Genomic DNA, 24,513 nt, shown 5'->3' on the forward strand with positions numbered 1-24,513 from the left:
ATGGATATGAAGAAGACGTTGATTTCCCTGCTGACTGCAGGCCTGTTCGGAGCCATGAGCCAGGGTGCCTTCGCCGCCCCCGAGCTGATGGACAAGGTGCTTGCCGTGGTCAACAAGGACGTGGTGCTGGCCAGCCAGCAGGAGGCCCTGGTCCAGAAGGTCAAGATCTCCGCCCAGGAAAACGGCCAGTCTCTGCCCGATGACGCCACCCTGCGCAAACAGGCGCTGGACCGCCTGATCCAGGAGAGCCTGCAGTTGCAGCTGGCCGAGCGCCAGGGCCTCAAGATCAGCGATACCCAGCTGGAGCAAGCGATCCAGAGCATCGCCGCCGACAACAAGATGACCCTGGATCAGCTGCGTGCCCAGCTGGATCGCGAGGGGCTGACCTATGCCCAGTATCGGGAAGAGGTACGCCGCGAGATCCTGATGAACGAGGTACGCCGCAACCAGGTGCGCCGCCGCATCAACATCTCCGAGCAGGAGGTGAAGCAGGTAGTGGATATCCTGGCCAAGCAGGGTCAGCAGCAACAGCAGTACCATGTCGGCCACATCCAGGTTGCCCTGCCGGACAATCCGAGCGCCGAGCAGCTCAATGCCGCCAAGAGCAAGATTGAACGCATCCTGGCCGCCCTCAAGCAGGGCGCCGACTTCCGCAAGATGGCCATTGCCGAGAGCAGCGGACCCAAGGCGCTGGAAGGGGGTGACTGGGGCTGGATGAGCCCGCAAGAGATGCCGACCCTGATGGCCGAAGCGGTGCAGGGTGCCAAGAAGGGCGACATCGTCGGCCCGCTGCGCTCCGGTGCCGGTCTGCACATCATCAAGGTGTTCGACAGCAAGGGCCAGCAGCAGGTGGTGCAGACCGAAGTGCGCGCCCGCCACATCCTGATCAAGCCCTCCATCATCCTGAGCGAAGAGAAAGCCAAGGGGATGCTGGATGGCATCCTGCACGACATCAAGAGCGGCAAGGCGAGCTTCGCCAGCCTGGCGGAGAAGTACTCCGAGGATCCGGGCTCCGCGGTGCAGGGTGGTGAACTGGGCTGGTCCGATCCCAACGTCTACGTGCCCGAGTTCCGCGACATGGTCAACCGCCTGCAACCGGGCCAGATCAGCGAACCCTTCCGCACGACCCACGGCTGGCACATCGTCCAGCTGGAAGAGCGCCGCAGCCAGGATGCCACCACCAAGGCCCAGGAGCAGCGCGCCTATCAGCTGATCTACAACCGCCGCTTCACCGAAGAGTCCCAGGCCTGGCTGGACGAGCTGCGTGACGAGGCCTACATCCAGATCGAAGGCGCCGGCAGCTGATGACCTGTCGTCGCCTCGCCATTACCCCGGGTGAACCGGCCGGGATCGGCCCGGACCTGGTGCTGCAGATTGCCCAGCAGGATTGGCCGCACCAGCTGGTGGTGATCGCCGATCCGGCGCTGCTGCGCGAACGGGCCGCCCTGCTGGGGCTGCCCGTCGAGCTGCAGCCCTATGATGCAGGTCAGCCGGCACAACCGCAGCGGGCGGGCACCCTGACCGTCTGTCCGGTTCCCCTCGGCGCCGCCGTGATACCGGGCAAGCTGGACGAGGGCAACGGCGCCTACGTGCTGGCCACCCTGCAGCGCGCCTGCGACGGCAACATGAGCGGTGAATTTGCCGCCGTGGTGACCGGGCCGGTGCACAAGGGGATCATCAACCAGGCTGGCGTCTCGTTCAGCGGTCACACCGAATTCTTCGCCCAGCAATCCAACACCGCCGACGTGGTGATGCTGCTGGCGACCGAAGGGCTGCGGGTCGCACTGGCGACCACCCACATTCCGCTGGCCTATGTGGCGATGGCCATCACCGAGGATCGCCTCGGCAAGGTGATCCGCATCCTGGATGCGGACCTCAAAGCCAAGTTCGGCATCGCCAAGCCCCGCATTTACGTCTGCGGCCTCAATCCCCACGCCGGGGAAGGCGGCCATCTCGGCCGTGAAGAGATTGACGTGATCGAACCCGCCCTGGCCGGCCTGCGCCAGGAGGGGATCGATCTGGTCGGCCCGCTGCCGGCCGATACCCTGTTCCAGGAGAAATACCTCAAGGATGCGGATGCGGTACTCGCCATGTACCACGACCAGGGGCTGCCCGTGCTCAAATACAAGGGCTTCGGCAGTTCGGTCAATATCACCCTTGGACTCCCTTTCATCCGCACTTCGGTGGATCACGGCACCGCACTGGATCTGGCAGGCAAGGGCCTGGCCGACTCCGGCAGCCTGATCACCGCGATCAACCACGCCATCAAGATGGTAGAGAAAAAAAGATATGAGCAGTAAGGTGCACATGGGCCACACGGCCCGTAAGCGTTTCGGTCAGAACTTCTTGCACGATCGCTACGTGATCGACCAGATCGTGGCCGCCATCAATCCGCAGCCGGGTCAGAACCTGGTGGAGATAGGCCCGGGTCTGGCCGCGCTGACCGAGCCGGTCGCCGCCCAGATGGACAAGATGACCGTGGTCGAGCTGGACCGGGATCTGGCGGCGCGCCTGCGCGAGCACCCGACCCTGAAGGACAAGCTCACCGTCATCGAAGCCGATGCCATGCGCTTCGACTTCAGCACCCTGATGGGTGAAGGCAAGGGGCCGCTGCGCATCTTCGGCAACCTGCCCTACAACATCTCCACCCCGCTCATCTTCCACCTGTGCGAGTTCGCCGATCGGGTCGAAGACATGCACTTCATGCTGCAAAAGGAAGTGGTGCTGCGTCTGGCCGCCGGCCCGGGCAGCAAGGCCTATGGCCGTCTGAGCGTGATGACCCAGTACTACTGCCAGGTAGTGCCTGTGCTGGAAGTGGGCCCTGGCGCCTTCAAGCCGGCGCCCAAGGTGGATTCTGCCGTGGTCCGTCTGATCCCGCACAAGAACCCCACCATAGTCGCGAAAGACATTCGTTGCCTGAACCGGGTCTGCACCGAGGGCTTCGGCCAGCGTCGCAAGACCATTCGCAACAGCTTCTCCAACTTCATCACGGACGCCCAGCTGACCGAACTTGGCATCGATGGCAACCTGCGCCCGGAGAACCTCTCCCTCGAGCAGTTCGTCATGATCGCCAACTGGCTGGCGGATCAGCCAAAGGCCTGATCCCGTGGCAACCCCGCACATCCTGGTCCGCCCATACCCCTCGTATGTGGCGGACAGCAAAGACCCTTACCAGTTCTACTATCTCATCGAGATCGAGAACCTGGGGCCCGGCCCGGCGCAACTGCTGCGCCGGCGCTGGCTCATCACAGATGCCAATGGCAAGATGCTGGAAGTCGAAGGCCCCGGCGTGGTCGGCGAGCAGCCGGTCATCGCCCCCGGCGAGACCTTCCGCTATCAGAGCGGCGTGCCGCTGGCCACCCCGCTCGGCGTGATGGAAGGGAGTTATACCCTGCAAGACGAGTCGGGGCAGCAATTCGAGGTGCCCATCGCACCCTTTACGCTGGCCGTCCCCCACATTATCAACTGAGGTTTCATGGCGAACTGTTTTGTTGGCGATATCCAGGGCTGTTACGACGACTTGCGCCGTCTGCTGGATCTAGCCGAGTTCGATCCCGCTAACGACGTACTCTGGCTGTGCGGCGATCTGGTCGCCCGCGGCCCGGACTCCCTCAACACCCTGCGCTTCGTCAAAGGGCTGGGCAACCGTGCCGTCACCGTGCTCGGCAACCACGACCTGCACCTGCTGGCGGTCGCCGATGGGGTCGCCCCACTCAAGAAGAAAGACAGACTGCAGGAGCTGATGGACGCCCCGGATCGGGACGAGCTGCTGGAGTGGCTGCGCCACCGCCCGCTGCTGGCGGAGCACCCCGACCTGCCCATCATGATGGTGCATGCCGGCATCTCCCCGGCGTGGGACGCCCGCACCGCCCGCAACTGTGCCCGTGAGGTTGAAAGCCTGCTGCGCGGTGATCAGTACCAGTGGCTGCTGCACAACATGTATGGCGATCAGCCCGATGGCTGGCAGGACAATCTGGTCGGGATCGAGCGCTACCGCTACATCATCAACACCTTCACCCGGATGCGCTTCTGCTATTTCGACGGCCGGCTCGACTTCAAATGCAAGAAGGGTCCTACCGAGTCGACCCCGGGCCTGCGCCCCTGGTTCGAGCAGCGCGAACACCATGTGGACGACCCCATTCTGGTGTTCGGCCACTGGGCGGCCCTGATGGGCAACACCGGCAAGCAGGACATCAAGGCGCTCGACACCGGCTGTGTCTGGGGCAACAGCCTCACCCTCTGGCGTTATGAAGATGATGCCCTGATCGCGACCCCCTGCCCTACCTACGCCAAGTAATGGTGAGGCGAGCGTCTGGACAATAAGAGCCTCACTCTGTGGCGTTATGAAGATGACGCCCTGATCGACACTCCCTGTCCCACTTACGCCAAGTGACGATAAGCGGCTGAACCTGAGCAACCCTGTGGTGCCATGAAGATGATGCCCTGATCGCCACTCACCGTCCCGCCAACGCCAAGTAGGCTGCAGACAATAAAACAAAACGGGCCCGGTATTGCCGGGCCCGTTTTTTATGGTGCATCGCTCACCCTAGAGCTTGCGCCCCAGTCGTTTCTCGATCTGCTGTCGCTCCCACTCGGGGCCAAACAGCTTGAACGGCTGGAACAGGTTGATGGCATGGGAGATCAGTCCCAGCCCCCAGCCCAGCGCCGGCCACCAGGCCCAGATATAGCCCGGGTTGCTCAGATAGTTGATGACAAACAGCCCGCATATTACCAGCAGGTAGCTGGCGATGTGGTAATAGAAGCCCTTGAGCCCCTCCACATAACGCATGGCGGCCCGCTCCTCTACCGATACCCGAATCTGATCCCGTTCCATCGTGTCACTCCCTCTCATCTCATGCTCCTGTTGGCTTGTACCGTCAAGTTGCGCCACCTCGAGCTCAAAGACGGCGGCCAGGGCCTTGAGGGATTCCAGTCCGGGCTGCTGACCCTGCTCGATCCGCTGAATGGTGCGAACGCTCAGGCCGGTAAAAGCGGCCAACTGCTCCTGTGACCAGCCCCGCTGCAATCTCAACTTCCTGACGATCATCTCGAACTCCTTGTGGTTGATTGACGGGGCCAGCATAGGGGCCGGAGGGTGGCATGCGACACGACAGCAGCCTGACACCAACCTGACTTTCCTTTTAATTCAGTGCATTAGATAAAATAGAGAGGGCAGAAACCCCATCTTTCCTCCCCACCCCCCCCCTCTCGATGACCTGACAGCAGGGCGACAGAGGCGCTTCTAGCAAGATAGCGCCCTGCTCTTCGGGGAGTCGAGCTTATAGCGCCTGCATCAGCTCGGCGGCAATTTCAAAGGAGCGCAGCCGCGCCTGATGATCGACGATGGGACCGTTGAACATCAGCTCGTCGGCCCTGGTTTCCGCCAGCAACGCCTTGAGGCCGTGGCGTACCTGATCCGGGTTGCCCACCAGCGAGCGGGCCAGGGTCTGCTCCATCGCCACCAGCTCGCGTTCGGACCACTCCTCGCTCAGTTCGACGACGGGCGCCGGCAACTTGCCCGCGTTGCCGCGATGCAGGCGCAGGAACTGCTGCTGCAGGGTAGTGAACTGGAAGCGCGCCTCCCGCTCGCTGTCGGCGGCGATCATGTTGATGCAGACCACCGCATGGGGCTTGGGCCAGCGGGCGGAGGGGCGATACTGGGAGCGGTAAATTTCCAGCGCCTGCAGCAGCATGGCGGGGGCGAAGTGGGAGGCAAAGCCGAACGGCAGCCCCATGGCCGCCGCCAGCTGGGCGCTGTAGAGGCTGGAGCCCAGCAGCCAGATGGGCAGATGCAGCCCCTGGCCCGGCACCGCCTGCACCGCGCCCATCTCGTCGCCAAAGTAGTCCATCAGTTCGCGCACATCCGCCGGGAAGTCATCCACCTCGCCGCTGCGCTGGCGTCTGAGCGCCCGCATGGTGCGCTGATCGGTGCCTGGCGCGCGGCCAAGGCCGAGATCGATGCGATCCGGATAGAGTGACGCCAGGGTGCCGAACTGCTCGGCAATGACCAGCGGCGAGTGGTTCGGCAGCATGATGCCGCCCGCGCCGATGCGCAGGGTATTGGTGCCGCCGGCCAGGTGGCCGATCAGCACCGAGGTGGCGGCACTGGCGATGCCCGGCATGTTGTGGTGCTCGGCCAGCCAGTAGCGGTTGTAACCCCAGCGCTCGGCATGACGGGCCAGATCCAGCGAGCGGCGAAACGATTCGGCCGGCTGGGAGCCTTCGGCAACGGGCACCAGATCGAGCACGGAATAGGGGATGGCAGACATGGGTCACTCCATTGATTCACAGACCAGTAACAAGGGGGGCAATGTAGCACGGGATACCTGAATGAATCACCTGATCGGCCGGCAAAATTGACGAGCACGGGTTACGGGAGCACCAGCAGGGGGAGTTTCTCTCTGTCACATCCCGATCTCTCTGAATGGGTTATTGTGTTTATTGTCATCCTGCAGGCACACTGCTGGTTGATCGTCTCTGCAATCGCCCGTGTGACAAGGATGTGTCCATGACAACTGCCAGGCCAGGTCGTAAACCCTTCTATGTGCATATCGCCACCCTCTTCATCCTGCTGTTCACCCTGCTCGGCAGCGCCCTCATCGCCTTGCAGTTCCAGCAAGGGGCCCGCCAGGGGCTGGAGCACGAGCGACAGAACTTTCTGCAGTATCGCCAGCAGCTGGCCCTCGCCCTGCAACTGAACGAGCGGCCGGCCCGCATGTCGCTCAGCCTGCTGCGCAGCGGCCAGCTGGCGGCCATGACAACGTTGACCGACCGTCTGGCCTACCTGCCGCAACTGGCGGAGGTGCTGGCCAACAGCCCCAGCTATGGGGCCGTCTATGCCGGCTACGAGGATGGCGACTTCTTTCTGGTGCGCAAACTGACCGAGCGGGCCAAGACCCAGCTGGGGGGCGTGCCGGCCGCCAGCAGCCTGCTGGTGCAGAGCCTCAGCCAGGGCAAGGGGGAGTTTCTCTATTTTGATCAGCGGCTGAGCCTGCTCGAGCGGCGCCCCATGCCGAACTACCGCTACGATCCCCGCAGCCGCGACTGGTACAAGCAGGCCCGCTGGCGTGCGGGGATCGCCACCACCAACCCCTACCTCTTCTTCACCACCAAGGAGCCTGGCATGACCCTAGCGGTGGAGAGCGACGATAGACGCGCCGTGATCGGGCTAGACACCAGCGTCGAGGGGCTGTCGGCCCTGATCGGCAAGCTGCAGTTGCCTGCCCAGAGCCAGGTGATCCTGTTCGATGAGTACGCCACCCTGCTGGCCGCCGATCCCAGGCATCTGCCCAGCTTCGAGCAGCTGAGCCAGCTGCCCATGCTGGCCAGCCTGCCCCACCCGGCCCTGGCGGACCTGCAACAACGGATCATCAGCCAGCCCACCTTGCTGAGCGAGCCGGCCGAGCTCAACCTGACTGCCGCCGATGGCAGCGACTGGCTGGTCAACCTCTCCCCCCTCGGGAGCGACTCCCCCTTCCATATCGCCCTGCTGGTGTCGGCCGACCTGCTCTATCAGCAGGCCAGAGACGAGGCCCTGGTCAATCTGGGCTGGGCGCTGGCGGGCCTGCTGCTGCTGCTGCCGGTGATCTGGCTGGTCTCGCGGCGTACCGCCACCCCGCTGCTGGCGCTCACCAAGGAGGCGGAGCGGATCCAGCATTTCGATTTTGGCGAGAGTCGGGTCCCCGAGTCTGCCATCCGCGAGATCGACGATCTGGCCCATACCATGTCAGGCATGCGGCTGACCCTCGGCAACTTCATGAACATGGGGCGGGCGCTGGCGGCCGAACACCGTTTCGACTCCCTGCTCAGCCGCATCCTGCACGAAACCATCGCCGCGGTGCAGGCCGAAGGGGGTTGTCTCTACCTGGCTCAGGAGCAGGGGATGGTGGCGGTGCAGGCGCTATGGCGCAAAACGCCGCTGCCGACCGGGCAGATCCGCTGGCAACAGGCCCTGTTTGGCGAGCTGGCCCGGGGCGAGCGGCTCAGCCTCGCCATCGACCAGCAGGGCTGGCAGCAGCATCTGGCCGACTGGGGCCCCTTCCCCGGCCCCTGCCAGCTGGTGGCCGAGCCCCTGCGCAACCATCGCCAAGAGCTGATCGGCTGCCTGCTGCTGATCCTGCCTGACTGCTCGGCCCGTGAGCTGGCCTCGCGCATCAGTCTGATCGAGGCGCTGGCGGGCACCTCGGCCTCAGCCATCGAGAATCAGCGCCTGCTGGAGGAGCAGAAACAGCTGCTGGAGTCCTTCATCGAGCTGATGGCCGGCGCGATCGACGCCAAGAGCCCCTACACCGGCGGCCATTGCCAGCGGGTGCCGGAGCTGACCCGGATGCTGACCGAGGCCGCCTGCGCCCAGCAGCAGGGACCGTTCGCCGAGTTCCGGCTCAACGAGGAGGAGTGGGAGGCCATCCATATCGCCAGCTGGCTGCACGACTGCGGCAAGGTGACCACCCCCGAGTTCGTGGTGGACAAGGCCACCAAGCTGGAGACCCTGTACGACCGGATCCACGAGATCCGTACCCGCTTCGAGGTGCTCAAGCGCGACGGCTACATAGAGGCGCTGGCGGCCCGCCTGCCGGCGTCGGAGCGGGAAGCGGCCAGGGCGACGGTGGCGCCGCTCTGGAGCACCCTGGACGAGGAGTTCGCCTTCGTCGCCGAGTGCAACCTGGGCGGAGAATGGATGGCACCGGAGAAGCTGACCAGGCTGGATGCCATCGCCAGCCGCACCTGGCTGCGCACCCTGGACGATCGGCTAGGCATCAGCCGGGAGGAGCTCAAGCTGCGCCAGGGGGAGCCGGCTGCACCACTGCCCTGCGTCGAGCCCCTGCTGGCGGACAAGGCCGCCCACCTCATCCCCCGCCCCGTCCACGATCAGCTGGACGAGCGCAACCCCTGGGGCTTCAAGGTGCGGGTGCCCACTCACCTCTACAACCGCGGCGAGCGCTACAACCTCGCCATCGGCCGCGGCACCCTCACCGAGGAGGAGCGCTACAAGATCAACGAGCACATCATCCAGACCATTCGCATGCTCGAACGCCTCCCCTTCCCCCGCCATCTGCGCAGCGTGCCCGAGATTGCCGGCGGCCATCACGAGCGGATGGACGGCAAGGGCTACCCGCGCCAGCTGCTGGGCAGCCAGATGAGCATCCCCGCCCGCATCATGGCCATCGCCGACATCTTCGAGGCGCTGACCGCCAGCGATCGCCCCTACAAATCGGGCAAGACGGTCTCCCAGTCGCTGGCCATCATGCAGAGCATGGTGCGCGAGCAGCACATCGATCCCGCCCTGTTTGCCCTGTTCGTCAGCAGCGGCATCTGGCGCGATTACGCCGGGAGATTCCTCGCCCCCGAACAGCTGGATCAGGTGGATGAAAGCGCCCTGCTGGCCGGGCTGGTCTAGGGCCGGGTCATATTTTCTTACATTTGCGGGCTGGCCTGAACGCCCCCGGCTGGTTATAACGGTGCCCCTATAGCGAAGGGGGAGCAATAGACTCCCCCTCACTCTTTGTCACACCACACTGTTCAGGTTATCTATGTCAAAACATCTCATCATGCTGGGCGCGCTGACGCTCTCCGGCTGCTCCCTGTTGTCTCCCCCCGCCCCTACCGTCACCCCGGTGCACCTGGCCGATGCCAGCCAGCGCGGCTTCTACATCGAGTGCAGCAGCATGACGGCCTGCTTCCAGCAGGCCAACCAGACCTGCCCACAGGGCTACAAGGAGACGGATCGCCGTCAGCAGACCCTCTACAGCACCCAGTACACGGCGGGCAGCTATGACGACGAGAAGAAGGTCTACAAGGCTGGCAAACCCTATCGCATGGCCAACACGGTGCACTCTCTGACCATCCAGTGTCCGGTCGATATGGGCATCACGCCGCGCTGATCCGCGTTTTGCGGCCGGCACGGGGCAGATGGCCCCGGCCGGCCGCGACCCACCCTTTTCTTGTTTCATCGAGCACCACTCTCTTATGTCACCCCGAATTTTCCTGCTGGGCAGCCTCTTGCTATCCGGCTGCGCCCTGCTGCCGGCCCCTGCCACCGTCACCGAACTCGCCTCCGCCAATCCCGCACTGCAACGCTTCCAGATCGAGTGCGCCGCACTGGAGGAGTGCCAGCAGCAGGCGACGCTGAGCTGCCCGCTCGGCTATCAGGAGACCGATCGCCGCCAGCGCACCTTCACTTCCCATCAGATGAGCATGGGGGCCGCCGATCCGATGACGGGATTTCGCCCAAGCTTCCCCCAGCGCAGCACCTTCACCACTCATACCCTGCTGGTGCAGTGCCCCCGCAAGCCGGCACAGCCCCACCCGCTGGGACGCTGACAAAAAAGGGCCCGCAGGCCCTTTTTTCCGATGTCGCCACGCTCAGCGCATCGCCTCGGCGTGCTGGCGGGCCAGCTCGTCGCTCATCAGTTCCCGCATCCTGAACTTTTGCAGCTTGCCGGTTACCGTCATGGGGTACTCCTCCACGAAACGGATGTATCTGGGCACCTTGAAATAGGCGATGCGGGCCGACAGGAACTGCTTCAGCTCCTCCTCGCTGGCCTCCTGGTGGGGCCTGAGCTTGACCCAGGCACACACCTCCTCGCCATAGCGCTCGCTGTCGACCCCGAACACGGCTGCATCCTGCACCGCCGGATGATCATAGAGCAGCTCCTCGATCTCGCGCGGGTAGATGTTCTCGCCACCGCGAATGATCAGCTCCTTGCTGCGTCCGACGATCCGCACATAGCCCTCTTCATCCATGATGCCGATGTCCCCCGAGTGCAGCCACCCTTCCTCATCTATGGTATCCGCCGTCTTGGCCGGATCCTGCCAGTACCCCTGCATCACCCCGTTGCTGCGACAGCAGATCTCGCCCCGCTCGCCGATGGCCACTATCTCTCCGCTGGGGTCGACCAGCTTGATCTCGGTGTGACCGATGGCGCGGCCGACCGTGGTGACCCGCTTGTCCAGCGGCGCATCGATGGCGGTCATGTGATTGATGGGGCTGCACTCGGTCTGGCCGTAGGCGATGGTCACCTCGGTCATGTGCATCAGGGTCTGTACCTTGCGCATCAAGGGCTCGGGGCAGATGGCACCGGCCATGATGCCGGTGCGCAGAGAGGAGAGATCGAACTGGTCAAACTCCGCCAGCTCCAGCTCGGCGATGAACATGGTCGGCACCCCGTGCAGGGCGGTACAGCGCTCCTCGCTCACCATCCGCAGGGTGGCCGCCGGATCGAAGGCTTCGGCCGGAAACAGGGCGCAGGCCCCCACGCTGATGCAGACCAGATTGCCGAGCACCATGCCGAAACAGTGGTAGAGCGGCACCGGGATGCAGAGCCGATCCTGCTCGCTGAACGCCATGCCTTGCGCCACCTGGCGGCCGTTGTTGAGGATGTTGCTGTGACTGAGGGTAGCCCCCTTGGGGTTGCCCGTGGTGCCCGAGGTGAACTGGATGTTGATGGCGTCATCGGGTTTGAGGGTGGCGGCCACTCGGGCCAGCCAGGCCGGATCCTGCCGGTCGCCCAGTACCAGCACCTCGGGGAAGTTGAGCATGCCGGCGCTTTGCTGCTCCCCGAGCCGGATCACCATCTCCAGGCTTGGCAGCCGGGATGATGTCAGGCGGCCTGGCGGACAGCTAGCCAGCTCGGGGGCCAACTCGCCCAGCATGGCGAGGTAGTCGCAGCCCTTGAACACGCTGGCGCAGATGAGGGCCCGACAGCCCACGTTGTTGATGGCAAAGGCGAGCTCGTAGCTGCGGTAGGCGGGGTTGATGCAGACCATGATGGCCCCTATGCGGGCCGTAGCGAATTGCACCAGGCACCACTCGATGTTGTTGGGCGACCAGATGCCGACCCGATCCCCTGGCCGGATCCCAAGCGCCAGCAGGCCCAGCGCCAGCCGGTCTATCTGGGTCAGGTATTCCCGGTAGTTCCAGCGGATCTGCTGGTGGCGCACCACCACGGCGGGCCGCTCGGGGAAACGTTCCGCCACCTCTTGCAGGTAGGCGCCTATGGTCTGGTGAAGCAGCGGCTGATCGCAAGGACCGGCCCGGTAGCTGAGCAGTGAGGTCATGGGGTGACTCCTGGCCACATAGGTTGGTATTGCCTACTGCTCGGCTGGCGTGTTTTTTCAGCTTGTTACATTAATGTAAATTCACGCCTCGTAAAAGACTCACTTTGGTCTAATAGCGGCCATAAAAAAACGGCCAACCGAAGTTGACCGTTTACAGACGCGGGGCAGATCAGAACAGCAGGTGCGCCACCCCGGCGATGACCGGCAGGGTGATCAGGGTGCGCAGCAGGAAGATCACGAACAGCTCCCACAGCTTGACCGGGATCTTGCTGCCCAGCAGCAGGGCGCCCACTTCCGACATGTAGATGAGCTGGGTGACCGACATGGCGGCGATCACGAAGCGGGTCATCTCGCTCTCGATGGTGGAGGCCAACACCGCCGGGATGAACATGTCGGCGAAGCCCACCATGATGGTCTTGGAAGCGGCTTCTGCCTCCGGCAGTTGCAGCAGCTCCAGCAAGGGGACGAAGGGGGCCCCCAGCCAGTTGAAGATGGGGGTGTGCTCGGCCAGCATCAGGGCACAGGTACCCACCGCCATCACCACCGGCAGCACGCCAAACACCATGTCCAGGGCATTCTTCACCCCTTCCCGCGCCACGGCGCCGAGATCCGTCATGCTGTCGGCCTTGGTCAGGGCCCGCTCATAGCCATAGCTCAGCACGCTGTGCTGATGGGGGATCGCCTCCTGCTTGCGGCACAGGGGGGTACCGTCGCTGTAGACATCCTTCTTCCAGGAGAGCGGCGGCAGGCGCGGCACCACGATGGCGGCCACCACCCCGGCCAGGCAGACGGTCAGGTAGAAGGGCACGAACATGTGCTCCAGCTTCACCTGGGAGATCACCACCAGGCAGAAGGTGATGGAAACGGCAGAGAAGGTGGTGCCGATGACGGCGGCTTCCCGCTGGGTGTAGAACTTGCCTTCGTACTGTTTGCTGGTGAGCAGGATGCCGACGCTGCCATCCCCGAGCCAGGAGGCGAAGCAGTCCACCGCAGAGCGGCCCGGCAGGCGGAACACGGGGCGCATGATGCGGGTCATCATGGTGCCGACAAACTCCAGCAGACCAAAATCGAGCAGCAGCGGCAGCAGCAGGCCGGCGAAGATGAAGACGGAGAACAGCACCGGCAGCAGATCGTGCAGCACCAGACCACCGGTCGCACCGGAACGCAGCACCTCGGGACCGGCCTCGAAGAAGGTCAGCAGCACGAAGATACCGCCAAGCACCCGCACGCAGGCCCAGAAGGGAGAGACGTTGAACAGGCTGTTGAGGAAGGGGCGCTTCACCAGGATCGCCGGCTTGAACAACCAGGCGATCAGGGTCATCAGCATGGTGGTGGTGATGATGGCGCTGACCATGGCCACCAGATAGTCGGCAAACACCCTCTGTACCAGCTTCGCCAGTACGGCTACCGGGATGGTGACGTTGCCGTCATAGAGAACGGGGGTCATGAACAGCAGGATCCCGATGAGTGACGGGACCAGGAACATCAGCACGTTGCGACGGGTATTGAGCGCAGGTGCTTGCAGAGTCTTTTCCAGCATGGTTTACAGCCTTAATGTTACTTTTCCTTAGCCAGGCGAACCTGCATACCCATGCTCTCACCCGACAAAACGGGCGCAAGAATACTCCAAAAAAATGCACAAACAAGCTTTTAATGGATCATTTCAAGCATAAATATTTTTACAGGCAAACCTTCCATAAGAATGTACCCAAACAGATGCGCATATCAATTCATTACAAATGGTTAGCACATTGTTTCGTTAAGGTTACATTCAGGAGCGCAGTATAATCAGTTGCGGTTGGCAGGCAATAAGTGACATGAGAAATATATCTATATGGTGATCCAGTCGATCCCCATAAAAAAACCGGAGCCTGGCAAGGCTCCGGTTTTTCAGCGGCGGGTGGCGGCACTGCGCTCACCCGCAGGATGAGGGTCAGTCACGCACGTAGATGACTTCCACGCCATCATCGTCTTCGTCGTCCCAGTCATCGTCGTCCAGCGACTCGTCAAACGCCTTGGAGGCAGCCAGCGCATCCGCTTCGGCCTTGGCCAGCTGGTTCTTGTGGTAGTCGTCCCACTTGAACTCCACCTTCTCGATGGCTTCCTTGGCATCTTCCACCAGCTGACGGGGCATGGTATCCAGCAGATCCAGGATGTCGTAGCAGACCTTCTTGGTCCCTTCCTTGCTAATGGCGGTGATGGCGTAAACCGGCCCTTCGTGGTTCAGGGCGGCCTTCACGCGCTCCATCACTTCACCTGCCTCTTCTTCCAGGATGAGGTCCATCTTGTTGAACACCAGCCAGCGCGGCTTGCTCGCGAGCTCGGGGCTGTATTTCTCCAGCTCTCGGACGATGGTCACGGCATTCTCGGCCGGATCGGAACCATCCACCGGGCAGATATCCACCAGATGGACCAGCACGCGGCAGCGCTCGAGGTGCTTGAGGAAGCGGATACCGAGGCCGGCGCCTTCGGCAGCACCCTCAATCAGACCCGGAATGTCGGCAATGACGAAGGAGCGGGAGTTCTCGCCACGCACCACACCCAGGTTAGGCACCAGCGTGGTGAAGGGGTAGTCGGCCACTTTCGGGCGGGCCGCAGAGACGGCGCGGATGAAGGTGGACTTGCCGGCGTTGGGCAGGCCCAGCATGCCGACGTCGGCCAGCAGCAGCAGCTCCAGCTTCAGGGTACGTACTTCACCCGGGGTGCCGTTGCTCTTCTGGCGCGGCGCACGGTTGACCGAACTCTTGAAGCGGGTGTTGCCAAGACCGTGGAAACCGCCCTTGGCGACCAGCAGCTTCTGCTCGTGGTGGGTCAGATCCCCCAGCAGTTCGCCGGTATCTTCATCGGTCGCACGAGTACCGACCGGCACGCGCAGGATCTTGTCCTTGCCGCGACGACCGGTACAGTTGGCGCTCTGGCCATTTTCGCCACGCTCGGCGGCATGGAAACGCTCGAAACGGTAGTCGATCAGGGTGTTCAGGTTTTCATCGGCAACCAGATACACGTCGCCACCGTCACCGCCGTCACCGCCGTCCGGGCCACCGTTCGGAATGTACTTCTCCCGGCGAAAGCTCACACAACCGTTACCACCGTCACCGGCATCGACTCGAATCTGGACTTCATCAACAAACTTCATAGGTAACCGTCACCTTAATTCGAAAAACCGATACGCCATTATAGTGGTACAGACCCCTGCGGGCGATACGCATCTTGCCAGTCGCCCCTTCAGAGCCAGGGTCGGCTGCGTGCCGTTTTTTCGTCAGCTACATCAGAAAAACAAAAGCCCCGCCTGTTGGCGGGGCTTCGGATCCTTGCGGTCCGTAATTACTCAGCAACGATGCTTACGTACTTACGGTTCAGCGGACCTTTGACTTCGAACTGCACCTTGCCGTTCGCGGTAGCGAACAGGGTGTGGTCCTTGCCCAGACCAACGTTCTCACCAGCGTGGAACTTGGTGCCGCGCTGACGAACGATGATGCTGCCAGCCAGAACTGTTTCGCCGCCGAAACGCTTCACGCCCAGGCGTTTAGCTTCTGAATCGCGGCCGTTGCGGGATGAACCGCCAGCTTTTTTGTGTGCCATCTATCGTACTCCTCTAATTAAGCGCTGATGCCAGTGATTTTGACTTCAGTGAACCACTGACGGTGGCCCGCTTGCTTACGGTGGTGCTTACGACGACGGAACTTGACGATAGTCACTTTCTCGCCACGGCCGTGAGCCACAACTTCAGCTACAACCTTGCCACCTTCAACGAAAGGAGCACCTACTTTAAAAGTGTCGCCTGCAGCAACCATCAGCACTTCGTTGAAGTCGATGGTAGCGCCAGTCTCAACGTTCAGCTTTTCCAGACGAACGATTTGACCTTCGGCCACACGGTGTTGTTTTCCGCCGCTTTGGAATACCGCGTACATTTGATTAACTCCGTAAAGGCGTGTCTTTTGCTCAAGGCCAGACACGCGCAAAAACCTATAACAATGGGCGGGCATTCTACGCAAATCGATTTGCTCAGGCAAGGCCAATTTAGCAAAAAGTTTATTTTGTGCGCATATCTGCCGCCGTGAATAAACGCTTAACTGTAACCCATTGTGAAATCGTGTAGAATCCCCGCCATTGCTAAAATCGCAGTCATCACTGCCGTCACGTTACGAGACTTATGGACCAACAGACTATCCGTGCGCTCTGTGCCGCCGACATGACGGCGGTCAATGAACTGATCCTGGCGCGACTCCAGTCCGATGTCAGCCTGATCAACCAGCTGGGTTTCTATATTGTCAGTGCAGGCGGGAAACGGATGCGCCCCATGCTGACCGTCATGGCCGCCCGCGCACTGGGATATGAGGGTGAGGATCACCTGAAACTGGCTGCCATCATCGAATTCATTCACACTTCCACCCTGCTGCACGACGACGTGGTCGACGAATCCGACCTGCGCCGCGGCCGGGAGACCGCCAACGCCATGTTTGGCAACGCCGCCAGCGTGCTGGTGGGTGACTACCTCTACAGCCGCTCCTTCCAGATGATGAGCGAGCTCTCCAACCTGCGGGTGATGGAGATCCTCTCCGAGGCCACCAACACCATCGCCGAAGGGGAAGTGCTGCAGCTGATGAACTGCAACGACCCGGATACCACCGAAGAGAGCTACATGACGGTCATCTATTGCAAGACCGCCAAGCTGTTCGAAGCCGCCACCCGTCTCGCCGCCGTGCTGACCCATCAGCCCGCGCCCATCGAGCAGGCGATGACCGACTACGGCAAGTATCTGGGCACCGCCTTCCAGATCATCGACGACGTGATGGACTACTGCTCCCAGAGCGACGAGATGGGCAAGAACGTGGGCGACGATCTGGCCGAAGGCAAGCCGACCCTGCCGCTGTTGCGTACCATGGAAGTGGGTAGCCCGGAAGAGCGCCAGCTGGTGCGCGACGCCATCGAGCACCGCAACGGCATGGAGCACCTCGACCGGATCCTGGGCATCCTCGACCGTACCGGCGCGCTGGAGTACTCCCGCATGCGGGCCCGGGAAGAGGCCGACAAGGCCATCGCGGCCCTCGCCATCCTGCCGGACTCCCGGCACAAGCAGGCGCTGGAAACCCTAGCCCACATGGCGGTACAACGCAGCGCCTGATGCCAGCCGGTAGACAATAAAAAAGAGGCCAAAGGGCCTCTTTTTTATTGTCCGCACTCACTGTACCACTGTCGTTTCAACCAGGAGCTAGCGGGCCAGCGCCCACAAGATAACGGCCCCGGCCACCACCAGACAGCCGCCGATGCGGCGCAACTGCTCGGCCGGTTGATCGCTCAGCAGCCGCAACATCTGCTGCCAGGCGCGCGGCATCAAGAGCGGCCCCAGCCCTTCGAACAGCAGCAGCAAGCCCAGCCCCATCAGGATGGATGTCAGCATACAACCTCCTTTCTCGCCTGAATGCGCCTCAACCACAGCGCTTCACACACAGCCACCCGCTGCCAGCCAATGACCGGCAAACAAAAGGGCCTGAATCATCAGGCCCTTGGGTCAAATCACGACGAGCTTACTGCTTGTTGCCGTGCGGCGACTTGAGGTAGCGGAAGAACTCGCTGTCCGGCTTCAGGACCATGAGGTCGTTGCCACCGGCGAAGCTCTTGCGATAGGCCTCCATGCTTCGCACGAAGCTGAAAAACTCGGGGTCTTTCTTGTAGCTGTCGGCATAGATCTTGGCGGCCTCGGCATCCCCTTCACCACGCAGCTGACGAGCATTACTCTCGGCATCGGCGATCATCACGGTCACCTTGCGGTCGATGTCGGCACGCAGGATCTCGGCCTGCTCGCGGCCCTGGGAGCGATGCTCACGGGCTACCGCGGTCCGCTCGGCACGCATCCGCTGATAGATGGAGCTGGAGACTTCCACCGGCAGGTTGATCTGCTTGATACGCACATCCACCACCTTGATGCCGAGCTCGGAGGAGCGCGCCATCTTCATCAGGGCATCTTCCATCACGGTACTGCGCTCACCGGAGACGATATCCTTGATGGTGCGGTTACCGATCTCGGAACGCAGACCGTTGTTGATCTTGCGCTTGAGCAGGTCTTCGGCCTGGATCTTGTTGCCACCACCGGTTGCCAGGTAGTACTTGGAGAAGTCCTCGATCTTCCACTTCACGTAGGAGTCGATGATGAGGTCCTTCTTCTCGGAGGTGACGAAGCGATCCGCCTGCCCTTCCAGGGTCTGGATACGGGCATCCATCTTGCGAACCTGGTCGATGAGCGGCACCTTGAAGTGCAGGCCCGGCTCGTACAGACGCGGCTCGCCGGATTCAACCCGCTTCACCTTGCCGAACTGCACCACGATTCCCTTCTGGCCTTCATCGACGATGAAGACCGAAGAGAAGCAGACCATGGCGGCCACAGCGATGACACCAATAGCTAGCTTTTTCATCTATCAGTTTCTCCCTGAGCTGAAACGGTCGCCGCTGCGCAGCGGGGTCGGCGTGGAGTTGGCCCCTTCGTTGGACGGCGGGGTCTGTTCTACCACCGGCGCACCTGCCGGACGAGCCGGTTGCACCGCGTTGGCCTTGCCGGAGAGCTTGTCGAGCGGCAGGTAGATCATGCTGTTGTTGCCAGCCGGCATGTCGACCACCACCTTGTTGGCCTGCTGATAGAGCTCTTCCATGGTTTCCAGGTAGATACGATCACGGGTCAGCTCGGGCGCAGCCTGATACTGGGGCAGCAGCTCGTTGAAGCGAGCGACTTCACCCTTGGCCTTCAGCACGATCTGGGACTTGTAGGCTTCGGCCTCCTGCTCCAGGCGCTTGACCTGGCCGCGGGCCTTCGGCTCCACTTCACGGGCATAGGCTTCGGCTTCACGAATGAAGCGCTGTTCATCTTCCTGAGCGGAGATGGCGTCATCGAACGCATCCTTCACCTCTTCCGGCGGACGCGCCGGCAGGAAGTTGACGTCGACGATCTGCAGACCCATGTGATAGGGCTCGATGATGCTGTCGATCACCTGCCAGGTCTCCTGACGCACCTTCTCACGACCCGTGGTCAGCACGTCGTCCATCCGGGTGTGACCCACCACGTAGCGCAGGGCGCTGTCGGTCGCCTGACTCAGGCTCTCGTCGGCGTTGGTGACGCTGAACAGGTACTGCTCGGGATCGACCACACGATACTGCACGTCCATCTCGACCCGCACCACGTTCTCGTCCTGGGTCAGCATGAAGCCGGAAGCCGGCAGGGAGCGGACCGACTCCACGTCCACCGGGATAACCCGGTCGATGAAGGTCGGTTTCCAGCGCAGGCCCGGATCCACGTTGTGGGAGTACTCGCCAAAGCGCAGCACCACGCCACGTTCGGCTTCGCGAATGGTATAGAAGCCGCTGACGACCCACACCACTACCGCCACCACCAGCGCGATGGAGAGGCCGAACTTGCCGACGTCACCACCACCCGATTTGCCGCCACCCAGCAGACCACCAAAACGGCGGCTCACCTTGCGCAGCATCTCGTCCAGATCAGGGGGTCCCTGATTCTTGCCGTTGTTCCCCCAGGGGTCACGGTCTTTGCCGTTATTACCAGGCTCATTCCAAGCCATCAGCGTCTCCATTAATACATGCGGATGGATATCATCTCTATCGGGCCATCAACCGTTGATGAAGCCAGCAAACATTCATCTCATCGACGAATCAATGCCTGATAAAGCGTTGTAAACTCTCACCTTCTTGCTTCACGAGGCGGTTCCAGTCAGCCAGTTGCAGGCGGACTTCCAACACAAAATCCCCCTCCTCGCTGAAACCTTCCTGCTCGATGCCCTTGAGGCGATAGAGCGCACTGCGCAATCTGGCGGCCGAAGGGGGCAACTGCAGAGTGTGGTGCACCATGGAGCCGGCCAGCAGCTCGGTCAGGGCAACAAACAGATCGTCACACCCCTCGCCGGTCTGGGCAGACAGCCAGACCCGCACCGGGCGCCCCTCTTCGTCCCGCTCCAGCCCGACCGGGTGTTCACCCAGCTTGTCGATCTTGTTGCAGATCATCAGCTGGGGCCGGTCATCGGCTTCGATCTCGGCCAGCACCTGCTGCACCGATTCGATATTCTCCTGCATCTGCTCGTCGGCACAGTCCACCACGTGCAGCAACAGATCCGCTTCGCGGGTCTCCTGCAGCGTCGCCTTGAAGGCCGCGACCAGATCATGGGGCAAGTGTCGAATAAATCCAACTGTATCCGCCAGAATCACATCACCCACATCCCGGATCACCAATTTGCGCAGGGTTGGATCCAGGGTTGCGAACAATTGGTCGGCAGCATACACGCTGGCAGCTGTAAGTTGGTTGAACAAAGTGGACTTTCCGGCGTTGGTGTAACCCACCAGAGAAACGGTCGGCACCTCGTTGCGGTTGCGGGCACGACGTCCCTGTTCCCGCTGCTTGGCCACCTTGTCGAGCCGGCGCAAAATCGCCTTGATGCGTTCACGCAACAGGCGGCGGTCGGTTTCCAGCTGGGTTTCACCCGGGCCGCGCAGGCCGATCCCCCCCTTCTGACGTTCAAGGTGGGTCCAGCCTCGCACCAGGCGAGTAGAGAGATGGCGCAACTGGGCCAGTTCGACCTGCAACTTGCCTTCGTGAGTACGGGCACGCTGAGCGAAGATATCGAGGATCAGGCCGGTCCTGTCCACTACCCGGCACTGGAACAGACGCTCCAGGTTACGCTCCTGGGCAGGGGTCAGGGCATGGTTGAAGATGACGACGTCGGCGTCCAGCATCTGGACCTGGGACGCGATCTCTTCAGCCTTGCCGCTGCCGACAAAAAATTTGGCGCTGGGCGCACTGCGGCTGGTGGTGATCACCCCCAGCGCATTGACCCCGGCCGAGCTCACCAGCATCTTGAGCTCTTCCAGATCCTCCCGCTCACCCTCATCACTGAAGTTGACATGTACCAGAACGGCCTGTTCGCCGGCTTCATAACGGTCAAACAAGCGCTTGCTCCTTGACAGGAATCATGATGAATCTGGGTTGACGAGTCGCCTCGTCCCGGGATATCACGCCTCGGCTTCACCCTGCTCTTCGCCAGCCGCGCCCTGGGCGTGCTGGTGATGGTTGACGGCACGGGCCGGCACCACGGTGGAGATGGCGTGCTTGTAAACCATCTGGCTCACGGTGTTCTTCAGCAAAATGACAAACTGGTCAAACGATTCGATCTGACCCTGCAGCTTGATGCCGTTCACCAAATAGATAGAAACAGGAATCCGCTCACGGCGCAGCGCATTCAAAAACGGGTCTTGGAGAGATTGCCCCTTAGCCATCTTCTTTTCCTTATAGTTTGTTGTTTTTAAACACCGGATATCAATATAACAACCTGATTATACAGGAGTGTCAAGCCACTCCGGCACGGGCGACGACCCTTGCCAGATTGCCAGACTCACCAGATTCCAACCAGGTCACATCAGACCAACCGCGCAACCAGGTCATTTGACGCTTGGCCAACTGGCGGGTGGCAACAATTCCGCGATAGCGCATCTCATCATACTCCACTTCCCCCGCCAGGTAGTCCCACATTTGGCGGTATCCCACGCAGCGGATGGAGGGAAGATCCGGGGTGAGATCACCCCGTTGGTAGAGGCCCCTGACCTCCTGTTCAAAGCCGCCCTGCAGCATCTTGTCAAAGCGCAGCTCGATGCGCTGGTGCAGCACGGCGCGATCGCTCGGTGCGATGGCAAACTGCAGCACCCGGTAGGGCAGCCCTTCCCCCTGCACCTGGGTCAGCTCGGTGAGGGTCTTGCCGCTGATGCGGTAGACCTCGAGCGCCCGGCTGAGCCGTTGCGGGTCATTGGGATGGATGCGGGCCCCGGCCACCGGGTCGATGCGCACCAGTTCATCGTGCAGCGCCTGCCAGCCAAGGCGGGCGGCCTCCTCCTCGATGCCGGCCCGAATGACGGGGTCGGCAGAGGGCAACGGAGAGAGTCCCTCCAGCAGCGCCTTGAAATAGAGCATGGTGCCGCCCACCAGCAGCGGAATGCGGCCGCGCTCGGCGATCTCTTTCATCTCCCGCAGCGCATCACGGCAAAAATCGGCCGCCGAATAGCTCATGGCGGGATCCAGTATGTCGATCAGCCGGTGCGGCGCCTGCGCCAGTTCGGCCGGCGTAGGCTTGGCGGTGCCGATATCCATGCCGCGATAGATGAGCGCGGAATCCACGCTGATGATGTCGCAGGGCAGCGCCTGGCACAGTTCGATGGCGAGATCCGTCTTGCCGGAGGCCGTCGGCCCCATCAGAAAAATTGCAGTCGGCAAGTCAGCCACGTGAAAAACTCCCCTTGCATGGTCGCCACCCCTTGGCGGCGCACCTGCAAAAAACTGGTTTATGGATTCAAGAGGGCATTTCCCTCAATGGCCATCGGCGAACTCGGCCAGCACGCTCGCCAGCGACAGCTGGCGCACCATGCGAACGTCTGCCAGTTGGTCACTGAAATCGGCAACAAGTTCCGTCAGCAAGCGGTTGGCCGTGGCAAAATCATATACTTTTTCGCGACTTATCCCCTGCTCCACCAGCCATTGGCATAGTACTTCAGCCTGCTGGCCAGCATCACTGTCAGATCCGCTCTCGATCAGTTGCAGCAATTCGGGTAATAAGCGCACCAGATCGGTCTGGCGCAGCAGCGCCGGCACCCGAGTCAGGATCATGGTGTCGCGCCCACCGCTTTTCAACTCCAGCCCCATCCGTTTGAGCAAACGCTCCTGCGTCTCCACCAGCGCGACCAGGTTTTTCGGCAACTTGAAGGAGACCGGCAACAGCAGCGGCTGGGCCGCCAGCCCCTGACCCCAGGTTTCCAGCAGCCAGTGGCGCAGCAGCAGGCGCTCGGCCCGTACCAGCGACAGCAGGGCCAGCCGGTTGTCTCGCTCCAGCAGCAGATAGGCCTGCTCCACCAGGGTCAAGGCCCGCCACGCCCCCGCCTTGGCGGCCACGGCGGCGGCAACAGGCGCGGTTTCAGCCTCTGCCAGCGGCGTGCCCTGCACCGTCGGCAGGGTGGTGAGCAGGGCTCCCATGCCGCGCATCGCCTCCCGGCTGGGGGGCTCGGGCGGCTGGTAGTTGCCCGCTCTCCCTGCACCACTTCCTTCCCGCACTTCCCGGGCCGGGGCCCGGTAGTTGTGCTCGGCGCCATACCACTCGGCTCTGGGCGCCTGGCCCGGATACTCGATGGGGGCACTGACCGGCAGCTCGACCAGGGTCTCTGCCAGAGGCTGGTCGCTCTCGTCGCTTGCCGCCCCTGGCTGGCGCAGGGCGGTAAAGAGCGCCTGGAAGATGAAGTCGTGAATGAGGCGCGCCTGATGAAAACGCACCTCGTGCTTGGCCGGATGGACGTTGACGTCCACCTGACGCGGATCCAGCTCGATGTAGAGCACGTAGGCCGCGAAGCGGTCGGCCGGCAGCAGCTCGTCATAGGCCTGGCGAATGGCGTGATTGATGAGCTTGTCGCGCATCATGCGGCCGTTGACATAGGTGTATTGCAGATCGTTCTGCGGTCTGGCGCCGGCGGGCGTGGCCAGCCAGCCCCACAGCCGCACGTCGCTGTGCTCGCTCTCCACCGCCAGCGCGTGATGCATGAAGGGAGAGCCGCACACCGCGGCGAGCCGGCGCTCCTGCTCCGCCACCGTGTTGGCGGCCTTGTACTGGCGCACCACCTTGCCGTTGTGGCGCAGGATCAGGGTGACGTCGAAGCGGGAGAGCGCGATGCGGCGCACCAGCTCGTCGATGTGGGCAAACTCGGTCTTTTCGCTGCGCATGAACTTGCGCCGGGCCGGGGTGTTGAAGAAGAGGTCCACCACCTCCACCGTGGTGCCCACCGGGTGGGCCGCCGGCTTGACGGTGACGCTCATCTCGCGCCCTTCGGCCTGGGCCTGCCAGGCTTCGGACTGCTCCGCCGTGCGGGAGGTAAAGGTGAGACGGGAGACAGAACTGATGGAGGCGAGCGCCTCGCCGCGAAACCCCAGGCTGTTGATCCCTTCCAGATCGTCGAGAGTCGCCACCTTGGAGGTGGCGTGGCGCGACAGCGCCAGCACCAGCTCATCCTTGGCGACGCCACCGCCATTGTCGCGAATGCGAATGAGCTTGGCACCGCCCTTGTCGATGTCGATCTCGACCCGGTCGGCGCCGGCATCCAGGCTGTTTTCCACCAGCTCCTTGACCACGGAGGAGGGCCGCTCCACCACCTCACCGGCAGCAATCTGGTTGGCCAGAATCGGCGGCAATATACGAATTGGCATCGCTTACTCCTGCTGGTTGAACGGGATGGCTGTGGCAACCGCCCCGGCTGGGCGCCACGCCGCCGCATCACAGCCCGCGCTCGTCTGGCTGGCCAGAACAGGGGACAAAGAACGGATCGGCATCGCTGGCTCCTGCTGGTTGAAGGTGCGGGTAATCGGCGGGGCTCGACGACGGCTCACCGGGTCAGCCTCTGCCACCGGCAGGGACGGACCCGGCGCCTCAT

Annotated in this window: 23 protein-coding genes; 9 read left to right on the top strand and 14 right to left on the bottom strand. The window is 62.4% G+C overall.

Annotation, left to right across the window (positions count from 1 at the left end):
• Positions 1–6 precede the first annotated feature (6 nt).
• Genes surA through AB5Y81_RS04625 form a run of 5 tightly spaced genes read left to right on the top strand, consistent with a single transcriptional unit; the run spans position 7 to position 4,297 of the window.
• The gene (gene surA / locus AB5Y81_RS04605; protein WP_005304159.1) at positions 7–1,305 is read left to right on the top strand and encodes a peptidylprolyl isomerase SurA; all 1,299 of its coding nucleotides are present in this window, start codon (positions 7–9) and stop codon (positions 1,303–1,305) included.
• Positions 1,305–2,300 carry a 4-hydroxythreonine-4-phosphate dehydrogenase PdxA gene (gene pdxA / locus AB5Y81_RS04610; protein ID WP_279484786.1) on the top strand — a complete coding sequence of 332 codons (996 nt, stop codon included), beginning with the start codon at positions 1,305–1,307 and terminating at the stop codon, positions 2,298–2,300. Before surA ends, pdxA begins: the two co-directional genes overlap by 1 nt.
• Positions 2,290–3,102 carry a 16S rRNA (adenine(1518)-N(6)/adenine(1519)-N(6))-dimethyltransferase RsmA gene (rsmA, locus tag AB5Y81_RS04615; protein ID WP_005304162.1) on the top strand — a complete coding sequence of 271 codons (813 nt, stop codon included), beginning with the start codon at positions 2,290–2,292 and terminating at the stop codon, positions 3,100–3,102. The genes pdxA and rsmA overlap by 11 nt, the downstream gene beginning before the upstream one ends.
• A 4-nt stretch (positions 3,103–3,106) precedes the next feature.
• Complete coding sequence (gene apaG, locus AB5Y81_RS04620; protein ID WP_117404741.1) at positions 3,107–3,469, top strand: Co2+/Mg2+ efflux protein ApaG; 363 nt, start codon at positions 3,107–3,109, stop codon at positions 3,467–3,469.
• A 6-nt stretch (positions 3,470–3,475) separates the two neighbouring features.
• A complete protein-coding gene (locus tag AB5Y81_RS04625) occupies positions 3,476–4,297 on the top strand; it encodes a symmetrical bis(5'-nucleosyl)-tetraphosphatase (protein WP_117404743.1) in 822 nt (273 codons plus the stop codon).
• A 249-nt stretch (positions 4,298–4,546) separates the two neighbouring features.
• Here the strand turns inward: AB5Y81_RS04625 and AB5Y81_RS04630 are convergent, their stop codons facing one another.
• Together AB5Y81_RS04630 and AB5Y81_RS04635 are read right to left on the bottom strand one after the other, a co-directional pair.
• Complete coding sequence (locus AB5Y81_RS04630; protein WP_017763864.1) at positions 4,547–5,047, bottom strand: 2TM domain-containing protein; 501 nt, start codon at positions 5,045–5,047, stop codon at positions 4,547–4,549.
• Positions 5,048–5,279: 232 nt separating this feature from the next.
• Positions 5,280–6,269, bottom strand: coding sequence for a luciferase-like monooxygenase (locus AB5Y81_RS04635; RefSeq protein WP_208200485.1), 990 nt, complete (start codon positions 6,267–6,269; stop codon positions 5,280–5,282).
• 155 nt (positions 6,270–6,424) lie between these two features.
• On the opposite strand from AB5Y81_RS04635, the gene AB5Y81_RS04640 reads away from it, so the two are divergent.
• The 3 genes from AB5Y81_RS04640 to AB5Y81_RS04650 all read left to right on the top strand — a co-directional run bounded on the left by AB5Y81_RS04640 (position 6,425) and on the right by AB5Y81_RS04650 (position 10,320).
• Entirely contained in the window at positions 6,425–9,397 is a 2,973-nt protein-coding gene (locus tag AB5Y81_RS04640) for an HD domain-containing phosphohydrolase (protein ID WP_279484787.1), read from the top strand.
• A 133-nt stretch (positions 9,398–9,530) separates the two neighbouring features.
• Positions 9,531–9,881 (top strand): hypothetical protein, encoded by a 351-nt coding sequence (locus tag AB5Y81_RS04645; RefSeq protein ID WP_017763861.1) that lies wholly within the window; start codon positions 9,531–9,533, stop codon positions 9,879–9,881.
• A gap of 85 nt (positions 9,882–9,966) precedes the next feature.
• Complete coding sequence (locus AB5Y81_RS04650; RefSeq protein WP_054544195.1) at positions 9,967–10,320, top strand: hypothetical protein; 354 nt, start codon at positions 9,967–9,969, stop codon at positions 10,318–10,320.
• A gap of 42 nt (positions 10,321–10,362) precedes the next feature.
• On the opposite strand, the gene AB5Y81_RS04655 is transcribed toward AB5Y81_RS04650, so the two are convergent.
• From AB5Y81_RS04655 to rplU, 5 genes are all read right to left on the bottom strand, one after another.
• Positions 10,363–12,057: an AMP-binding protein gene (locus AB5Y81_RS04655; protein ID WP_054544194.1), complete on the bottom strand. Its 1,695-nt coding sequence runs from the start codon at positions 12,055–12,057 to the stop codon at positions 10,363–10,365.
• Between the two features lie 169 nt (positions 12,058–12,226).
• Positions 12,227–13,597: a YjiH family protein gene (locus tag AB5Y81_RS04660; protein ID WP_005304191.1), complete on the bottom strand. Its 1,371-nt coding sequence runs from the start codon at positions 13,595–13,597 to the stop codon at positions 12,227–12,229.
• Positions 13,598–13,990: 393 nt separating this feature from the next.
• Positions 13,991–15,193 carry an Obg family GTPase CgtA gene (gene cgtA, locus AB5Y81_RS04665; RefSeq protein WP_211028112.1) on the bottom strand — a complete coding sequence of 401 codons (1,203 nt, stop codon included), beginning with the start codon at positions 15,191–15,193 and terminating at the stop codon, positions 13,991–13,993.
• Between the two features lie 188 nt (positions 15,194–15,381).
• The gene (rpmA, locus tag AB5Y81_RS04670) at positions 15,382–15,639 is read right to left on the bottom strand and encodes a 50S ribosomal protein L27 (protein ID WP_005304202.1); all 258 of its coding nucleotides are present in this window, start codon (positions 15,637–15,639) and stop codon (positions 15,382–15,384) included.
• A gap of 17 nt (positions 15,640–15,656) precedes the next feature.
• Positions 15,657–15,968: a 50S ribosomal protein L21 gene (gene rplU / locus AB5Y81_RS04675; protein WP_005304210.1), complete on the bottom strand. Its 312-nt coding sequence runs from the start codon at positions 15,966–15,968 to the stop codon at positions 15,657–15,659.
• A gap of 242 nt (positions 15,969–16,210) precedes the next feature.
• Here rplU and ispB point away from each other — a divergent pair, with 242 nt between their 5' ends.
• Positions 16,211–17,182 carry an octaprenyl diphosphate synthase gene (gene ispB, locus AB5Y81_RS04680; RefSeq protein WP_279484788.1) on the top strand — a complete coding sequence of 324 codons (972 nt, stop codon included), beginning with the start codon at positions 16,211–16,213 and terminating at the stop codon, positions 17,180–17,182.
• Between the two features lie 87 nt (positions 17,183–17,269).
• Here the strand turns inward: ispB and AB5Y81_RS04685 are convergent, their stop codons facing one another.
• The 7 genes from AB5Y81_RS04685 to mutL form a co-directional block, all read right to left on the bottom strand.
• Positions 17,270–17,458 (bottom strand): DUF2065 family protein, encoded by a 189-nt coding sequence (locus AB5Y81_RS04685; protein ID WP_005304217.1) that lies wholly within the window; start codon positions 17,456–17,458, stop codon positions 17,270–17,272.
• Positions 17,459–17,585: 127 nt separating this feature from the next.
• Entirely contained in the window at positions 17,586–18,470 is an 885-nt protein-coding gene (gene hflC / locus AB5Y81_RS04690) for a protease modulator HflC (RefSeq protein WP_017763855.1), read from the bottom strand.
• Between the two features lie 3 nt (positions 18,471–18,473).
• Positions 18,474–19,625 (bottom strand): FtsH protease activity modulator HflK, encoded by a 1,152-nt coding sequence (gene hflK, locus AB5Y81_RS04695; protein ID WP_005304223.1) that lies wholly within the window; start codon positions 19,623–19,625, stop codon positions 18,474–18,476.
• 91 nt (positions 19,626–19,716) lie between these two features.
• Positions 19,717–21,003, bottom strand: a complete 1,287-nt coding sequence (gene hflX / locus AB5Y81_RS04700) for a ribosome rescue GTPase HflX (RefSeq protein ID WP_005304225.1) — start codon at positions 21,001–21,003, stop codon at positions 19,717–19,719.
• A gap of 63 nt (positions 21,004–21,066) precedes the next feature.
• Positions 21,067–21,330 (bottom strand): RNA chaperone Hfq, encoded by a 264-nt coding sequence (gene hfq / locus AB5Y81_RS04705; RefSeq protein ID WP_005304228.1) that lies wholly within the window; start codon positions 21,328–21,330, stop codon positions 21,067–21,069.
• 70 nt (positions 21,331–21,400) lie between these two features.
• A complete protein-coding gene (gene miaA, locus AB5Y81_RS04710) occupies positions 21,401–22,318 on the bottom strand; it encodes a tRNA (adenosine(37)-N6)-dimethylallyltransferase MiaA (RefSeq protein WP_025202167.1) in 918 nt (305 codons plus the stop codon).
• A gap of 93 nt (positions 22,319–22,411) precedes the next feature.
• Positions 22,412–24,289, bottom strand: coding sequence for a DNA mismatch repair endonuclease MutL (mutL, locus tag AB5Y81_RS04715; protein WP_279484789.1), 1,878 nt, complete (start codon positions 24,287–24,289; stop codon positions 22,412–22,414).
• Positions 24,290–24,513: the final 224 nt, after the last annotated feature.

Origin of the sequence: Aeromonas sp. s2, assembly GCF_040907935.1 — a bacterium.
Classification (GTDB): Bacteria; Pseudomonadota; Gammaproteobacteria; order Enterobacterales; family Aeromonadaceae; genus Aeromonas; species Aeromonas dhakensis.

Coding starts and splice junctions, on each gene's coding strand:
- rsmA (WP_005304162.1), top strand. CDS start 2,290: ATGAGCAGTAAGGTGCACATGGGCCACACGGCCCGTAAGCGTTTCGGT.
- mutL (WP_279484789.1), bottom strand. CDS start 24,289: ATGCCAATTCGTATATTGCCGCCGATTCTGGCCAACCAGATTGCTGCC.
- AB5Y81_RS04630 (WP_017763864.1), bottom strand. CDS start 5,047: ATGATCGTCAGGAAGTTGAGATTGCAGCGGGGCTGGTCACAGGAGCAG.
- rpmA (WP_005304202.1), bottom strand. CDS start 15,639: ATGGCACACAAAAAAGCTGGCGGTTCATCCCGCAACGGCCGCGATTCA.
- rplU (WP_005304210.1), bottom strand. CDS start 15,968: ATGTACGCGGTATTCCAAAGCGGCGGAAAACAACACCGTGTGGCCGAA.
- AB5Y81_RS04660 (WP_005304191.1), bottom strand. CDS start 13,597: ATGCTGGAAAAGACTCTGCAAGCACCTGCGCTCAATACCCGTCGCAAC.
- hflC (WP_017763855.1), bottom strand. CDS start 18,470: ATGAAAAAGCTAGCTATTGGTGTCATCGCTGTGGCCGCCATGGTCTGC.
- AB5Y81_RS04655 (WP_054544194.1), bottom strand. CDS start 12,057: ATGACCTCACTGCTCAGCTACCGGGCCGGTCCTTGCGATCAGCCGCTG.
- surA (WP_005304159.1), top strand. CDS start 7: ATGAAGAAGACGTTGATTTCCCTGCTGACTGCAGGCCTGTTCGGAGCC.
- ispB (WP_279484788.1), top strand. CDS start 16,211: ATGGACCAACAGACTATCCGTGCGCTCTGTGCCGCCGACATGACGGCG.
- hfq (WP_005304228.1), bottom strand. CDS start 21,330: ATGGCTAAGGGGCAATCTCTCCAAGACCCGTTTTTGAATGCGCTGCGC.
- AB5Y81_RS04650 (WP_054544195.1), top strand. CDS start 9,967: ATGTCACCCCGAATTTTCCTGCTGGGCAGCCTCTTGCTATCCGGCTGC.
- cgtA (WP_211028112.1), bottom strand. CDS start 15,193: ATGAAGTTTGTTGATGAAGTCCAGATTCGAGTCGATGCCGGTGACGGT.
- AB5Y81_RS04635 (WP_208200485.1), bottom strand. CDS start 6,269: ATGTCTGCCATCCCCTATTCCGTGCTCGATCTGGTGCCCGTTGCCGAA.
- hflK (WP_005304223.1), bottom strand. CDS start 19,625: ATGGCTTGGAATGAGCCTGGTAATAACGGCAAAGACCGTGACCCCTGG.
- AB5Y81_RS04625 (WP_117404743.1), top strand. CDS start 3,476: ATGGCGAACTGTTTTGTTGGCGATATCCAGGGCTGTTACGACGACTTG.
- AB5Y81_RS04640 (WP_279484787.1), top strand. CDS start 6,425: ATGGGTTATTGTGTTTATTGTCATCCTGCAGGCACACTGCTGGTTGAT.
- AB5Y81_RS04645 (WP_017763861.1), top strand. CDS start 9,531: ATGTCAAAACATCTCATCATGCTGGGCGCGCTGACGCTCTCCGGCTGC.
- AB5Y81_RS04685 (WP_005304217.1), bottom strand. CDS start 17,458: ATGCTGACATCCATCCTGATGGGGCTGGGCTTGCTGCTGCTGTTCGAA.
- pdxA (WP_279484786.1), top strand. CDS start 1,305: ATGACCTGTCGTCGCCTCGCCATTACCCCGGGTGAACCGGCCGGGATC.